At 62.2% G+C, this 14,699-nt stretch carries 15 protein-coding genes; 11 read left to right on the top strand and 4 right to left on the bottom strand.

Going from position 1 to position 14,699, the window contains the following annotated elements:
* Positions 1-70: 70 nt before the first annotated feature.
* The 5 genes from prfA to B9Z01_RS29690 all read left to right on the top strand — a co-directional run bounded on the left by prfA (position 71) and on the right by B9Z01_RS29690 (position 4,093).
* Positions 71-1,153 carry a peptide chain release factor 1 gene (prfA, locus tag B9Z01_RS29670; protein WP_085489139.1) on the top strand — a complete coding sequence of 361 codons (1,083 nt, stop codon included), beginning with the start codon at positions 71-73 and terminating at the stop codon, positions 1,151-1,153.
* A 34-nt stretch (positions 1,154-1,187) separates the two neighbouring features.
* Positions 1,188-2,075 carry a peptide chain release factor N(5)-glutamine methyltransferase gene (gene prmC, locus B9Z01_RS29675; protein WP_085489245.1) on the top strand — a complete coding sequence of 296 codons (888 nt, stop codon included), beginning with the start codon at positions 1,188-1,190 and terminating at the stop codon, positions 2,073-2,075.
* A gap of 109 nt (positions 2,076-2,184) precedes the next feature.
* The gene (gene grxD / locus B9Z01_RS29680; RefSeq protein ID WP_085489140.1) at positions 2,185-2,496 is read left to right on the top strand and encodes a Grx4 family monothiol glutaredoxin; all 312 of its coding nucleotides are present in this window, start codon (positions 2,185-2,187) and stop codon (positions 2,494-2,496) included.
* Positions 2,497-2,524: 28 nt separating this feature from the next.
* Positions 2,525-3,124: a UbiX family flavin prenyltransferase gene (locus B9Z01_RS29685; protein WP_085489141.1), complete on the top strand. Its 600-nt coding sequence runs from the start codon at positions 2,525-2,527 to the stop codon at positions 3,122-3,124.
* 183 nt (positions 3,125-3,307) lie between these two features.
* Complete coding sequence (locus B9Z01_RS29690) at positions 3,308-4,093, top strand: DODA-type extradiol aromatic ring-opening family dioxygenase (protein WP_085489142.1); 786 nt, start codon at positions 3,308-3,310, stop codon at positions 4,091-4,093.
* A gap of 120 nt (positions 4,094-4,213) precedes the next feature.
* Here the strand turns inward: B9Z01_RS29690 and B9Z01_RS29695 are convergent, their stop codons facing one another.
* Positions 4,214-5,809 carry an APC family permease gene (locus B9Z01_RS29695; protein WP_085489143.1) on the bottom strand — a complete coding sequence of 532 codons (1,596 nt, stop codon included), beginning with the start codon at positions 5,807-5,809 and terminating at the stop codon, positions 4,214-4,216.
* A 432-nt stretch (positions 5,810-6,241) separates the two neighbouring features.
* Here B9Z01_RS29695 and B9Z01_RS29700 point away from each other — a divergent pair, with 432 nt between their 5' ends.
* Entirely contained in the window at positions 6,242-6,445 is a 204-nt protein-coding gene (locus B9Z01_RS29700) for a cold-shock protein (protein ID WP_013090665.1), read from the top strand.
* Between the two features lie 146 nt (positions 6,446-6,591).
* On the opposite strand, the gene B9Z01_RS29705 is transcribed toward B9Z01_RS29700, so the two are convergent.
* Complete coding sequence (locus tag B9Z01_RS29705; protein WP_085489144.1) at positions 6,592-7,842, bottom strand: Hsp70 family protein; 1,251 nt, start codon at positions 7,840-7,842, stop codon at positions 6,592-6,594.
* A 227-nt stretch (positions 7,843-8,069) separates the two neighbouring features.
* Here B9Z01_RS29705 and B9Z01_RS29710 point away from each other — a divergent pair, with 227 nt between their 5' ends.
* From B9Z01_RS29710 to B9Z01_RS35200, 4 genes are all read left to right on the top strand, one after another.
* Positions 8,070-9,545 carry an MFS transporter gene (locus B9Z01_RS29710; protein WP_085489145.1) on the top strand — a complete coding sequence of 492 codons (1,476 nt, stop codon included), beginning with the start codon at positions 8,070-8,072 and terminating at the stop codon, positions 9,543-9,545.
* 579 nt (positions 9,546-10,124) lie between these two features.
* The gene (locus B9Z01_RS29715) at positions 10,125-10,598 is read left to right on the top strand and encodes an Hcp family type VI secretion system effector (RefSeq protein WP_085489146.1); all 474 of its coding nucleotides are present in this window, start codon (positions 10,125-10,127) and stop codon (positions 10,596-10,598) included.
* Entirely contained in the window at positions 10,595-10,987 is a 393-nt protein-coding gene (locus B9Z01_RS35195; RefSeq protein WP_143809107.1) for a DUF3592 domain-containing protein, read from the top strand. The genes B9Z01_RS29715 and B9Z01_RS35195 overlap by 4 nt, the downstream gene beginning before the upstream one ends.
* Positions 10,984-11,568 (top strand): hypothetical protein, encoded by a 585-nt coding sequence (locus B9Z01_RS35200; protein WP_143809108.1) that lies wholly within the window; start codon positions 10,984-10,986, stop codon positions 11,566-11,568. Before B9Z01_RS35195 ends, B9Z01_RS35200 begins: the two co-directional genes overlap by 4 nt.
* A 140-nt stretch (positions 11,569-11,708) precedes the next feature.
* Here B9Z01_RS35200 and B9Z01_RS29725 read toward each other — a convergent pair whose 3' ends face one another.
* Both B9Z01_RS29725 and B9Z01_RS29730 read right to left on the bottom strand, forming a co-directional pair.
* Positions 11,709-12,302, bottom strand: a complete 594-nt coding sequence (locus B9Z01_RS29725) for a nitroreductase family protein (protein ID WP_208626316.1) — start codon at positions 12,300-12,302, stop codon at positions 11,709-11,711.
* A 224-nt stretch (positions 12,303-12,526) separates the two neighbouring features.
* Positions 12,527-13,810: an MFS transporter gene (locus B9Z01_RS29730; RefSeq protein WP_085489148.1), complete on the bottom strand. Its 1,284-nt coding sequence runs from the start codon at positions 13,808-13,810 to the stop codon at positions 12,527-12,529.
* A gap of 152 nt (positions 13,811-13,962) precedes the next feature.
* On the opposite strand from B9Z01_RS29730, the gene B9Z01_RS29735 reads away from it, so the two are divergent.
* A complete protein-coding gene (locus tag B9Z01_RS29735; protein ID WP_085489149.1) occupies positions 13,963-14,604 on the top strand; it encodes a TetR/AcrR family transcriptional regulator in 642 nt (213 codons plus the stop codon).
* Positions 14,605-14,699: the final 95 nt, after the last annotated feature.

The following is a 14,699-nucleotide window of genomic DNA, read 5'->3' on the forward strand; positions in this document are numbered from 1 at the left end:
TTCCGTTCCGGGCATCCGCCCCGCCCCCCTGGCAGCCATCCTTTCCGGAGCCCGCTCCGCTACCCGTCCGATGAAAACGAGCATGCAACGCAAGCTCGACCAGCTCACCATCCGGCTGGCCGAACTGAACGACCTGTTGAGCCGCGAGGACATCACGTCCAACCTCGACCAATACCGCAAGCTCACGCGCGAACACGCGGAGTTGGGGCCGGTCGTCGAGCATTACGCGCTGTGGCGCCAGGCGCAGAACGATGCTTCGACCGCGCAGGAGTTGCTCGCCGACGCGTCGATGCGCGATTTCGCCGAAGAGGAAATCCGCGCGGCGCGCGAGCGCATGGACACGCTCGGCACCGAGCTGCAAAAAATGCTGCTGCCGAAAGACCCGAACGACGACCGCAATATCTTCCTCGAAATCCGCGCGGGCACGGGCGGCGACGAATCCGCGCTATTCGCGGGCGACCTGCTGCGCATGTACCTGCGCTTCGCCGAGCGCAACCGCTGGCAGGTGGAAATGATGTCGGCAAGCGAGTCGGACCTCGGCGGCTACAAGGAAGTCATCGTGCGGATCGCCGGCGAAGCCGCGTATTCGAAGCTCAAGTTCGAGTCGGGCGGACATCGCGTGCAGCGCGTGCCGGCCACCGAAACGCAGGGCCGCATTCACACGTCGGCGTGCACGGTCGCGGTGATGCCGGAAGCGGACGAAATCGGCGAGGTCGAGATCAACCCTGCCGATCTGCGCATCGATACGTTCCGCGCGTCGGGCGCGGGTGGGCAGCACATCAACAAGACCGACTCGGCGGTGCGGGTGACGCACTTGCCGACGGGTATCGTCGTCGAATGTCAGGACGACCGCTCGCAGCACAAGAACAAGGACCGTGCTCTCAAGGTGCTCGCCGCGCGCATCAAGGACAAGCAGGCGCACGAGCAGCAGGCGAAGGAAGCGGCCACGCGCAAAAACCTGATCGGCTCGGGCGACCGCTCGGAGCGCATTCGCACGTACAACTTCCCGCAAGGGCGCCTCACCGATCACCGCATCAACCTGACGCTGTATCGCCTCGACGCGATCATGGACGGCGATCTCGCCGAACTGATCGCGGCGCTCGTCAGCGAGCACCAGGCCGAACTGCTCGCCTCGCTCGGCGACGCGGACTGACGCCCCGCCGCCCCGCTGCCACTCGCCCATGACGATGAACGACGCCCGCTCGGCCCCGACCACTCCGCTCGATCCGCCGGCCACAGCCGCCGCGCTGTTGCGCGCGTCGCCGCTGCCGCCGCTGGAAGCGCGGATTCTGCTCACACACGTGCTCGGCTGGCGGCAGACGCAGTTGATCACGCGCGGCGACGAGCCGCTCGACGGCGCTAGCATCGAGCGTTACCGCGCTCTCGAAGCGCGGCGCGCGGCCGGTGAACCGGTCGCGCAACTGGTCGGCGCACGGGAATTCTTCGGGCTCGAGTTCGAGGTCACGCCGCATGTGCTGATTCCGCGTCCCGAAACCGAACTGCTGGTCGAAACCGCGCTCGCGACCATGGAGCCTCTTTCGCGGCCGCGCGTGCTCGATCTCGGCACCGGCACGGGGGCGATCGCGGTGGCCATTGCGTGGACACGGCCCGACGCGCGGGTCTGGGCGCTCGACCGTTCGGCCGAAGCGCTCGCGGTGGCCGCGCGCAACGGCACGCGTCTGCTCGAAGCAAATCGTCCTGGCGGCACCGTGACGCTCCTGCAAAGCGACTGGTACAACTCGCTCGACGCCGCGCTGCGCTTTGACGTAATCGTCAGCAATCCGCCGTATATCGCGAGCGGCGATCCGCATCTGCTGCAAGGCGATCTGCGCTTCGAGCCGCGCGGCGCGCTCACCGACGAAGCGGACGGCCTGACCGCCATCCGTGCGATCGTCGCCGGCGCGCCCGGCCGCCTCACCGCCAACGGCGCGCTATGGATCGAGCACGGCTACGACCAGGCCGAAGCCGTGCGCGCGTTGCTGAATGCGCAGGGTTTCGCGCAGGTCCGCTCGGAGCGGGACCTCGCCGGCATCGAGCGGATCAGCGGCGGAACGTGGCCCGGCGACGCGGGATGACCGCGCACGCGCGGCCCGCCGGATGGACGCAGCGGCCTCGGCTGGCCGTAGCGAAATCCGCTATCATTTCAGCCTACTCCCTACACCTATCGGAACCGCAAGGTCAGTCATGGATACGCAACAACGCATCAAGCAAATCGTCGACGACAACAACGTCGTCCTCTTCATGAAGGGCACGGCCCAGTTCCCGATGTGCGGTTTTTCGGGCCGCGCCATCCAGATCCTGAAGGCGTGCGGCGTCGGTGAAATCAAGACCGTCAACGTCCTCGAAGACGACGAAATCCGCCAGGGCATCAAGGTGTTCTCGAACTGGCCGACCATTCCGCAGCTTTACGTGAAGGGCGAGTTCATCGGCGGCTCGGACATCATGATGGAGATGTACGAATCGGGCGAACTGCAGCAGCTGTTCGCTGCCGCCTGACGTTCGCTTCCTCCAGGTGCCGCGAGCCATGGAAACACGCGCTGCGGCGCCCCGCCGGCTGATCGTCGCGATCACCGGCGCCACCGGCGCCATCTACGGCATCCGGCTGCTCGAGACGCTGCGCAGGCTGGGCGGCGTCGAAAGCCATCTGCTGATTTCGAGCGCGGGTTGGCTCAATATCCAGCACGAACTCCAGTTGGGCAAGGAAGAGGTGCATCCGCTCGCGGATGTCGTCCATTCGGTGCGCGACGTCGGCGCGAGCATCGCGTCCGGCTCGTTCGCGACGGACGGCATGGTCGTCGCCCCCTGCTCGATGAAGACGCTCGCGAGCATCGCTCACGGTTTCTCCGACAACCTCATCACGCGCGCCGCCGACGTCACGCTCAAGGAGCGCCGCCGCCTCGTGCTGCTCGTGCGCGAAACGCCGCTCAACCTCGCGCATCTGCGCAATATGACGGCCGTCACCGAAATGGGCGGCGTGATCTTTCCGCCGCTCCCCGCCTTTTATAACCAGCCCGCTTCGATCGACGAAATGGTCGATCACACGGTCGCGCGCGTGCTGGATCTGTTCGCGCTCGGGCCGGCGCTGTCGCCGGCGTGGGAAGGGCTGCGCGGCGCGCAGGAATAGCACTTCGGCGCCGCTGCGTTGCGGCACCGGCGCGAAGCCACTCCGCGTTGGCAAGGCTTAAACCGATTAACAACATCGGCGACACAATCAATTCCATCCGGGCCCGTTTATTAAGCGACCGTGTGGACCTATATTGATACCAACCCAATCTTCACACCGCGCCCGCAAGGTCGCGTTGCTGCCATGAACCGCTTGCCTTCGCTTTTCCTGTCCCACGGCGCCCCCACGTTGCCGATCGATCCGTCGATGCCCTCCGCGGAATTCGGCTCGCTGAGCGCGCAACTGCCACGCCCCGAAGCCGTGCTGATGCTGTCGGCCCACTGGGGCAGCGCACAACCGCTCGCGAGCATCGCGACGGCGCCGGAAACCATCCACGATTTCTACGGTTTTCCGCGCCAGTTGTACGAAATCCAGTACCCGGCGCCGGGCGCGCCCGAGGTCGCGCGTAGCGCCGCGGCGCTGCTCGGCGCGAACGGCATCGCCACGAACGTCGAGTCTCACGGGCTCGATCACGGCGCATGGGTGCCGATGCTGCTGATGTTCCCGCATGCCGACGTGCCGATCGCGCAATTGTCGATCCAGCCGCATCTGAACGCGGAGCATCATTTCCGCGTCGGCCGCGCGTTGCGGGCGCTGAAAGACGAGGGCGTAATGGTGATCGGCTCCGGCCAGATCACGCACAACCTGCGCGCCGCCGATTTCTCCGCGCGTCCCGAAGACGCCGATCCGCGCGTCGCCGAGTTCACCGGCTGGTTCGAGGAGAAGCTCGCCGCGCGCGACATCGACGCGCTGCTCGACTACCGCCGCCAGGCGCCGCACGCCGTGCTGATGCACCCGACCGACGAGCACCTGCTGCCTGTGTTCGCCGCGCTCGGCGTCGCGGACGACGACTATTCACTGGCGATCCAGTCGCTCGGCACCTACCAGCGCTCGCTCGCGATGACGAACTACGTGTTCGGCTCCGCCTGATACGGCTACGGCTCGCACAGACCAAACCGGCACCAACAAAAAAGCCCGCCTGAGCAACCAGGCGGGCTTTTTTTCGCCCGGACCCCACCGACCGCGGATCCGGTGTACTCGGCACGGCGCTTAATGCGCGCCCATGCCTTCGAGCACTTCGTCATGCACTTCGCGCTCTTCCAGATACTCCGAGCGGTAGCCGCTATTGACGCCCCAGTAGTAGAACACCAGCGAGAAGCCGATCACGACCAGCATGTCCCAGCCGTAAGGCAGGATGCCGGAACCGCCGAACTCCTTGCTGCCGATCAGCGACAGAACCGCCATGATCGGCAGATACGCGACCAGCCACCAGGCAGCCTTCAGATCACGGCCCCAGCCCTCGAAGCCCGACTTCGCCTGGAAATAGAAGTACACCGGCAGCGCGACGACCATCAGCAGAATGATTTCACCGGTCAGCGGCCACTTCGCCCAGTACAGGATCAGCGACGCGCACACGAACGCGAACGGCGCGATCACCTTCATGCCGGCGATCTTCAGCGGCCGTTCAAGATCGGTTGCCGCGCGGCGCAGCGCCATCAGGCTGATCGGGCCGGTCAGGTACGAGATCACGGTCGCGACCGAAATCACCGCCGCGAGCGAGCTCCAGCCGCGGAAGAAGAACAGGAAAAGGAACGACACGAACAGGTTGAACCACATCGCCGGACGCGGCACGCCGTAGAACGGATGCACCTGGCCGAAGATCTTCGGCATCGTGTTGTTGCGCTCCATCGCATAGATCATCCGCGTGGTGGTCGCCATATAGGTCGTACCGGTGCCGCTCGGGCTCACGAATGCGTCGACGTAGAGCAGGATCGCGAGCCAGTTCAGGTTCAGCGCGATCGCCAGTTCCGCGAACGGCGAAGCGAAGCTGAGATGGCTCCAGCCCTTCATCACTTCGCCCGGGCTCACCGCGCCGATGTAGGCGATCTGCAGCAGCACGTAGATCACGAGCGCGAGCAGGATCGAGCCGATCACCGCGAACGGCACGCTCTTCGCGGGGTTACGCGCTTCGCCGGCGAGGTTGATCGGGCTCTGGAAACCGTTGAACGCGAACACGATGCCGCTCGTCGCGACCGCGGTCAGCACCGACGACCAGCCGTACGGCGCGAACGTGGTCGTCTGGCCGAAGTTCTCGGTGTGGACGCCCGTCAGCATCAAGCCGAGAATCGTCGCGCCGGGGATCAGGAACTTGAAGATCGTGATCGCCGAATTGGCGCGCGCGAAGAGCTTCACACCCCAATAGTTGAGCAGGAAGTAAATGATCACGAGCCCAGCGGACAGCAACAGGCCGTTCCTGGTCAATGATCCGTCGACGAAGAGCGCATGGGCCCACCCATAGGGCCAGGTGCTCATGTATTGAATGGATGCCTCGGCCTCGATCGGAATCACCGACACAATCGCGATCCAGTTGGCCCACGCACTGATGAAACCGACCAGCGCCCCGTGCGAGTAGCGCGCATAACGCACCATCCCGCCGGATTCCGGAAACATCGCGCCGAGTTCCGCGTAGGTCAGCGCAATCGCGAGGATCACGACAGCACCGATGATCCACGCGCAAATGGCGGCCGGACCGGCAATCTTTGCGGCCTTCCAGGCACCAAACAGCCAGCCCGAGCCGATGATCGAACCCAAGCCGGTCAGCATCAGCGCGAATGGCCCGATGTTCCGTTGTATAGAACTTTTCACGTCTTCTCCTAAATCAGAACCATGCCGGCACCGCGTGACATTGCTTGTGGCGCTGGAGACGGGTGACGCGCATGCATGCGCGCCGGAAGATGCCAGAACAGGTGCAACCGACGCGCGGCGCGTAGTTTAACGGTTGCACCGTCTTACCGCAGCGAAACCAAGGGTTCTCCCTATCAAAAAAATGGCAGCCCATGCAAGCTTTGTAAGAAAAACCTGTCCAAATCTGTCAAAGTTGGGTCCAGATTCTCACAGACAGTTGACCTTCGTCCCAAATCGCCGTATAACGTTCGAGCAGGATTTCAAGCGGCGAGTGAAGTGGTTCTTTCGTAGGTCGCCCATCAACGGTACTCCGGTTGGTCCCATTACCCCCTTCCTTGATTTTCATGCACCCTCGGGCTTCGGCCTTATTTACCATTTTTAGGAACAAGTAATATGGAAACCGGTACCGTCAAGTGGTTCAATGACGCAAAGGGCTTTGGCTTCATCACCCCGGACGGCGGCGGCGAAGATCTGTTCGCGCATTTCTCGGAAATCCGCGTCGACGGCTTCAAGACGCTGCAGGAAAACCAGAAGGTCACGTTTGAAGTGAAGACGGGCCCGAAGGGCAAGCAAGCGGCTAACATCAAGCCGGTGTAAGCTCCGCGCTTCCTTCTGGACGCACTAAAAACCCCGCCTTGGCGGGGTTTTTTATTATCCGTCACAAATGAGCGCGCGGATTAACTTCGGCTGACTTCGCGCTTGACTTCGCAATACGCGGCGAATTATCTGCGAATACCCGATCACTATCCGAACACGCGCCGGGCATGAATGCCGAGGCCGGTCGCCACGCTCGCAAGACGATCGCCGAACACCGCCCTTGCGTCCGGAAATGCCGCGGCCAGCGCGCCCGAGAGAAATGCGAGACCGGTCGAGCCGCCCGTGAAATAGATGGCGTCGACATCGCGTGGCGCGATGCCCGCCGCCTGGACCGTATCGCGCGCCGCCTGCACGATGCGCCGCGTTTCATCCTCGCCGGCCTTGACGAGCTGGGCTTCGTCGAACGCGAGACGCAGGTCGTCTTCCACCGCGTCGAGATCGATCACGGTCTCGCCGCCCGCCGCCACGCCAATCTTCGCCTCTTCCGCATGCGCGGCCAGCGCGTGGCCGAGACGCCGCTCGACGACGCGCATCAGCCGGTCGTGATACGTCACGTCGGTAAACAAGTGCCGCATCAGCGCCAGTTCGCTGGCGCGCTTCGGCGTGTAGACGGTGTTGATCAGATGCCAGGTCGCGAGATCGAAATAAATCCGGTTCGGAATTTCACGTCCCTCCGGATCGAGCGACTGGTAGCCGAGTTCGCGCAGGATCGTCGCGAGTTCGACGCGGCGATCGAAATCCGTGCCCGCGACGTGCACGCCGTGGTGAGCCAGCACGTCGTCCTTGCGCTCCACGCGCTTCATCCGCTCCGGCCCCACGCGCACGAGCGAAAAGTCCGAGGTACCGCCGCCGATGTCGGCCACCAGCACGAGCCCTTCTTCCGTCAGATGCGATTCGTAGTCGAACGCGGCGGCGATCGGTTCATACTGGAAGTGAATATCGCTCAGGCCGACCGTGCGCGCCGCGGCTTCGAGCTGCTGCTGCGCCATCTGATCGGCGCGCGGATCGTCGTCGACGAAAAACACGGGACGGCCCAGCACCGCGCGGCTGATCGCACCGCCCGTGCCCGTTTCGGCCGCGCGCTTCAGGTGATTCAGAAAAATCGCGATCACCTCGGTGTACTTGATCGCGGTGCCGTCGCCGAGATCGGTCGAATTCTCGGCGAGCGGCGAGCCGAGAATGCTTTTCATCGAGCGCATCAGACGGCCGTCGAAGCCATCGATGTAAGCTGCGAGCGCCGCGCGCCCGAACTCGCTGGTGTCTTCGTCGGTATTGAAAAAGACGGAGGTGGGCAGCGTGGTGTACGCACCCTCGACGGGCGCCAGCTTCAACTGCGCGCCGTCCGGAATCGCGACGGCCGAGTTGGAAGTACCGAAGTCAATCGCGCAATAGTTCATGGCAGGAATCGCCGCTCACGGCTGGCGCGAACAGAAAGGGGAGCGGCTTTGTATCACGAAAACTCGGCCAGCATCAACTGAGGCTTTCGGTGCGGCCCCGGCATCACACCGCAAATCGAACGAAATCGGACGAAATCGGACAGACACGCACCGAGCCACGCGGAACGGATATTGCTCCGCCCGACGGATATGCCGCCAGAATTTCGCCATTATGGAGACTTCGAGCAATGAGCGCGCCGCCTACTGCTGCTGTCGACGATAAAAACGCCACGCTCATCGAAACCGATCTGCCCTCGCGGCTCGACCGCCTGCCGTGGGGGCGCTTTCACACGCTGATCGTCGTGGCGCTCGGCGTGACCTGGCTACTGGACGGCCTAGAAGTGACGCTGGCCGGCGCAGTCGCGAGCGCGCTGAAAACGAGCCCGGCCTTGCGCTTCTCCAATGCCGACGTGGGCCTCGCGGGCAGCGCCTACATTGCCGGCGCGGTACTCGGCGCGCTCGGGTTCGGCTGGCTCACCGACCGGCTCGGCCGCCGCAAACTGTTTTTCATCACGCTCACGCTGTATCTGGCCGCGACCGCGGCAACCGCGCTGTCGTGGAATCTCGCGAGCTTCATGCTGTTCCGCTTTCTGACCGGAGCGGGCATCGGCGGCGAATACACCGCGATCAATTCGACGATCCAGGAGTTCACGCCCGCGCGTGTGCGCGGCTGGACCGACCTCGGCATCAACGGCACGTTCTGGGTCGGCGCGGCACTCGGCGCGGCAGGCTCGCTGGTGCTGCTCGACCCGCATCTGTTGCCGGCCGATTGGGGCTGGCGCACCTGCTTCCTCATCGGCGCGGTGCTCGCGCTCGCGATCCTGCCGATGCGCGCCTGGGTGCCCGAAAGTCCGCGCTGGCTGCTCACGCATGGCGACGAACGCGACGCGCGCACGATCGTCGAGCGCATCGAGACGCGCTTTCGCCACGATGGCCACACGCTCGCCGACGACCATCTCACGCGGCTGCGTCTACGCGCCCGTGGTCACACGCCGTTGCGCGAGGTTTTCCACGTGCTTTTCAACGTGCATCGACGCCGCGCGATGGTCGGCCTCACGCTGATGACCGCGCAGGCGTTCTTCTACAACGCGATCTTCTTCACTTACGCGCTCGTGCTCACCGATTTCTACCAGGTGCCGGGCGACCATATCGGCTGGTATCTGCTGCCGTTCGCGCTCGGCAACTTCCTCGGACCGCTCGTGCTCGGCAGGCTCTTCGACGTGATCGGCCGGCGCAAGATGATCGCGACGACCTATGCGATGTCCGCCATCCTGTTGACGCTCTCCGGCTACCTGTTCGAGCGGCAATTGCTCACCGTCGTCACGCAGACGGCCGCCTGGATGGTGATTTTCTTCTTCGCGTCGGCGGCCGCGAGTTCGGCGTATCTGACGGTAAGCGAATCGTTTCCGCTCGAAATCCGCGCGCTCGCGATCGCGGTGTTCTACGCGTTCGGCACCGCGCTCGGCGGCATCGTCGGGCCGGCGTTTTTCGGCCGGCTGATCGATACGCATGAGCGCGGCCAGGTGTTTTTCGGCTATCTGGTGGGGTCGGCGCTGATGCTCGCGGCGGCGGTCGTCGCGGCGATCTGGGGGGTGGATGCCGAGCGCAAGTCACTCGAGCATGTGGCCGCGCCGCTTTCGAGTGTCGCGGAGGGTGAGGAATGACATGGGGGGCGCCTGTTGGCGCCCCCCATGTCATTCCGGGCCTTCCGACGACCTCACCCTTCCGCCTGTGCCCGGCCCGATATACCAGCTGCCCGTCCCAGCGGTTGTAACGTCACGCGCGTTTTTACACTGTTTCACGAATAAATTGGCACCGGCGTCGAGGCGGCTTTCGTGTCACAACTGGTATTGCAATATCGCGGCCCCCGTCCACGCGACGCTTTCCGATTGCGATGGTTTTGAACCACCACACAAATAGCGTAATCCGAAGCACTCGCGACGCTATCCCGAAAAAATCGCTCAAATTTTCTTTGATAGCATGGTTCGGCACTATTTTGTCGGACTGCAGATCATTTCAGTCTACATTGAGTGAAAGAGAAAATGTCGCGTATCGAGAGGAAAAATATGCTTCTGTTTTTTGAAAAAAAAACAACCTTTAGATAAAGGTGATATTTTTTCGATCCGTTCTCTCACAAGCCATGATGTGGCATCGGAAAAGCCTTAAACTCAACTCGAAATACGGGCAATTTCATACATGCATCTTGCCCACGCAGTCGAATAGCATGTATGGAGATTTTTTGCATGACTGATATCTTCGTAAAAATTAATGGTATTTCAGGCGAATCACAGGATGCCATCCATAAAGGCGAAATCCAGGTAATTAGCTGGCACTGGAAGATGGCTCAATTATCTTCGATGATGTCCGGCTCAGGTGGTGGTGCGGGCAAGGCTACGGTTAATGATCTGCAATTCGCCCATCAAATCGACCGTGCCAGTCCCAATCTGATGCGCTATTGCCTCACTGGCCGCCATATTCCCGAAGTTATTCTGTCAGTACGCAAGGCCGGAGGGTTACCTCTGGACTTTCTGACGATCACAATGGGTGATGTACTCATTACGGCCGTTGAACCTATCGTTTTCGATTACAACTATCACGAAGGCGTCACGCTCTCCTTTTCTCGTGTAAAGCAGGAATATAAAATTCAGGCTCAGTCAGGCAGCAGTGCGGGCATTGTTACTGCCAGCTTTGATATCAAAGAGAATCGAGAGCAATGAAAAATCAGTATAACTACGTTGCATTGGCAATTGGCGGAGCTCTACTAGCTCTAGCCATGTTCGTTGGTCTGAACACAATGGATTTCTATAGAACATCAGCTGTTGGTATAGCGAAAGTAGTCCGCCTGAATGCGGGTGGTTATCACCCGCAAATAGAATTCGACGCCGCTAATGGACAGCATTACCGCTTAGCAGCCAGTTCATGGCATTCAGTAGAGATCGGGCAGAAAATAAGGATTCGCTATGACGCCGACGACCCGCGGGCATCTGTGACAATCGACAGTATCGTTGATATCTGGATATGGTTTTTATTCTTGCTATTTTTGGCAGCAACGTTTTTGATTGGCGGAATAAGGGGACTAGGATTTGAGCGAGTGAGTATCAGATGAAAATATTGAGAAAAAGCGACTGGAAATTCAATACGAGTGCCGGCGGCGGAGCTGGCTACGGCATTTTTTCTACCGAAAGTGGAATTTTTGTTCTCGACGATCGAGACGGAAACAGGCATCAGTATTTTTTTAGTGCATTCGGCCCGTCAGCTTCATGGGCGCTAACATCATTTCTTCGCATTCCGAAAATTGCTCTCCCTAAGATCATTATCAAAGGGAATGAATTGAGTGGATCGGGGGCTACTTCCGATTTTAAAAGCTATGGAAAGCTTTTTCTAACTGAGAGCTTCAAAGAGATGGATTTGAAGGACCCGCGAAGCCTGGAGGGTGGGACGGTATATCTAGAAGGTGCGGGGGGATATCTGCTGGGAGGTAACGGATCGCTCATGATGCTAGGAATTAGTCGCACCCTGCTTTTGATGGGGATCGCCAAGCCAGATTTGATTGGTATGGCGGTTCGGAGCGCTCCAGCGGTTTTGACAATGGCCGGGGTAAACGAGGGCCTGCAGAATGTCGCTGGCATAGCATTCATGCTGGGGCAGATTACATATAAGGGCCTTTACGCCGACGACTCCAACTAACCTCGTTCCTGTACCCCCCTTTTTGCGGGGCTTTTCATGGTGTACCCATGCTGGGCGCACCATGAAAAACGCGCGGCCAATACCGCGCGCCTCTCCGCTCTTTATCCCGCCACCCACGGTAAGTACCGCGAGCCGGCCGCTTAAAAAGCCTTCTTCCAGCCACCGCTGTACGCGATGTCCGTGAACGGCGCACGCTGACGCGCCGCTTTCTCGCGCTCGCGCAGCACCGGGTCCAGTTTCTCGAGGTCGCCGTAGTGGCCGAGCGAAATGATCGCCATCGGTTCGACGTCGTTCGGCAACTCGAAAGCGGTGCGGAACGCGTTCACGTCGAAACCGCTCATCTGATGCGCGGCCAGCCCGAGCGCGTGCGCCTGCAACACCAGCGACATCGCCGCGGCGCCCGCGTCGTACTGCGCGCAGCGATTCACGTCGCCCTTGCTCGTGAGCGTCTGCGTAGTCACTGCGATCAGCACCGGTGCGGGCGCATTCCAGCCCTGGTTGAACGGCACCAGCGTGGCGAAAGCCTTTTTGAACGCCACTTCGTCGACGCTGCGATCGAAGACGAGAAAACGCCAGGGCTGCGCGTTATACGAGGACGGCGCCCAGCGTGCCGCTTCGAGCACGGCGCGCAGATGCTCGCGGCTCACCGGCTCGCTCGAATACGCGCGCGGGCTCCAGCGGCCTGCAATCAGCTCGTGAATGGCAACTTCTGTAGAGGCGGGTTTGTTGGTCATGCGCTTCTCACGGTGGAAATTCATGATCACCGGGCGGCTGCCCGGGGCCACATAGCATAACGGGCTTTCGGTATGCGCTCCACCAGGCGGGACGGTTTGTATGCATGCCGGCTGCAAAAAGCAGACGGCCCTGTTGCGGGCCGTCTGTTGTTGCGTGTTTTATGGCGCGTGAGTGGTCCGCCGTGTGGCCCGTTTTGTGATCCTTACGCGCCGCGAACGCCGCGCTAAATCGCTTGCGGAGTCGGCACCTTGGCTGGGCGGTTGATCCGCAGCACGATCACCGCGGCGACGAGACACAGGCCGCCCGAAATCATCGACGCCACGGTGTAGGTGCCGAGGCTCGCGCGCAGCATGCCCGCGCCGAGCGCCGCGAACGCCGCGCCAAGCTGGTGGCCCGCGACCACCCAGCCGAACACCACGGGCGCCGATTCCTTGCCGTAGACGTCGGTCGCAAGACGCACGGTCGGCGGCACGGTGGCGATCCAGTCGAGGCCGTAGAACACCGCGAACAACGGCAGGCCGAAGAAATCGATGCCGAACGCGTGCGGCAGATACATCAGCGACAAGCCGCGCAGGCCGTAATACCAGAACAGCAATACGCGGCTATTGAAGCGGTCCGACAGCCAGCCCGACAGCGTCGTGCCGAACAGATCGAAGACGCCCATCGCGGCGAGCAGCGACGCGCCCTGCACCTCGGTCATCCCATAGTCGCCGCACATCGCGATCAGATGAGTGCCGACATAGCCGTTGGTGCTCGCGCCGCAAATGAAGAAGCTGAAGAACAGCAGCCAGAAATCGCGGGTTTTGCTCGCCGATGCAAGCGTGCCGAATGCGATTGCCAGCGGATTCTGCTTCGTGACGGTCGTGGTGACCGGCGCATCGTGCGGCTCGCCATACGGGCGCAGCTTCATGTCCCCCGGATGCTCGGGCAGCAGGAAGGCGACGAGCGGAATCACGACGGCCGCCGCGAGCGCGACCACCCACACGACCTGGCGCCAGCCGTAGTGCTCGGCGATGGCCGCGAGCATCGGCAGGAATACGAGCTGACCGGTGGCGGAGCTGGCCGTCAGAATACCCATCACGAGACCGCGACGCGTGGTGAACCAGCGCGTCACCACCGTGGCCGACAACGACAGCGCCGCCACGCCGGTCGAGCCGCCGACCATCACGCCCCAGATCAGCACCATCTGCCACGGATGCGTCATCAGCGACGAAAGCGCGACCCCCGCGGCCATCGTGCCGAGCGCGACCAGCAGCGTGGGACGCACGCCGAAGCGCTGCATCGCGGCCGCAGCGAACGGCCCCATCAACCCATACAGCGCGATGTTCACGGAGATCGCGAGCGAGATCGTCGCGCGGCTCCAGCCGAATTGATGCTCGAGCGGCACCATCATCACGCTCGGCGTGGCGCGCGTGCCCGCCGCCGCGAGCAATACCAGAAACACCACGGCGACGGTCAGCCACCCGTAGTGGAAACGCCCGCCTATCAGTCTCGCAGCCCAGTTCATCGATTCTCCAGTCGGCGCGGCGCCTCGGGGCAGCGCCGTTCGTATTATTGCGGCTTCGGCAAATGATTTGTGACAGATCAGTCACAACAGTGTTGCGATCTTAGTTACCGGTCGGTAACATGTCAAGGCGTCAATTCCATCAGGTGCACTCCATGTCCGACAGCAAAACCTTCAAGCCTGCCCCGGCACGGCGCGCACGCGGCGTCCAGACGGCCGGGCCGCAGGCGCAGCGGAATCTGCTGCGCGCCGCCAGCGAGCTGTTCTATCGCGAAGGTGTGCGCTGCGTCGGCGTCGATGCGGTGGTCGAACGCGCTGGTGTGAACAAGATGAGTCTGTACCGGCAGTTTTCGTCGAAAGACGAGTTGCTGATGGCTTATCTCGAACAGAAGGACGAACAATTCTTCGCCTACGTGAAAAAGAGCTTCGCCAAACATCCGGGCGAGCCGGCGAAACAGCTTCAGCAGTATTTCGACGACCTGGCGGTGCGCGCATCGGTCGACGGTTACCGCGGTTGCCCTTTCGTGAACGTTTCGGTGGAGTTTGCGGATATCGGGCACCCGGCGCGGCAGTTCGTGTTCCGCAACAAGGCGCGTTTGATGGCGCACCTGCTCGAGTTGTCGACGGCGGCCGGCGCCGACGATCCGGCCGCGCTCGCCGATGCGCTCGGATTGCTGATCGAGGGTGTGTATGCGGCGAGCCAGACCTACGGGCCCGGCTGCGGGCCGATTCTGGCCGCGCCGAAGGTAGCGGGGCAGTTGATCGCGGCCGCGTGTGGAGCGGGGCCGGTGCGCTGAGTGGGCTGGCTTCGGGCTTCGGATTTGAGCCCGAACACTGGCACCGGCCCCGGCTTGCCGCACCGCCGACGCCAGCGCGCCATCAATCGCCACGG

This window comes from Paraburkholderia susongensis (genome assembly GCF_900177725.1).
Taxonomy (GTDB): domain Bacteria; phylum Pseudomonadota; class Gammaproteobacteria; order Burkholderiales; family Burkholderiaceae; genus Paraburkholderia; species Paraburkholderia susongensis.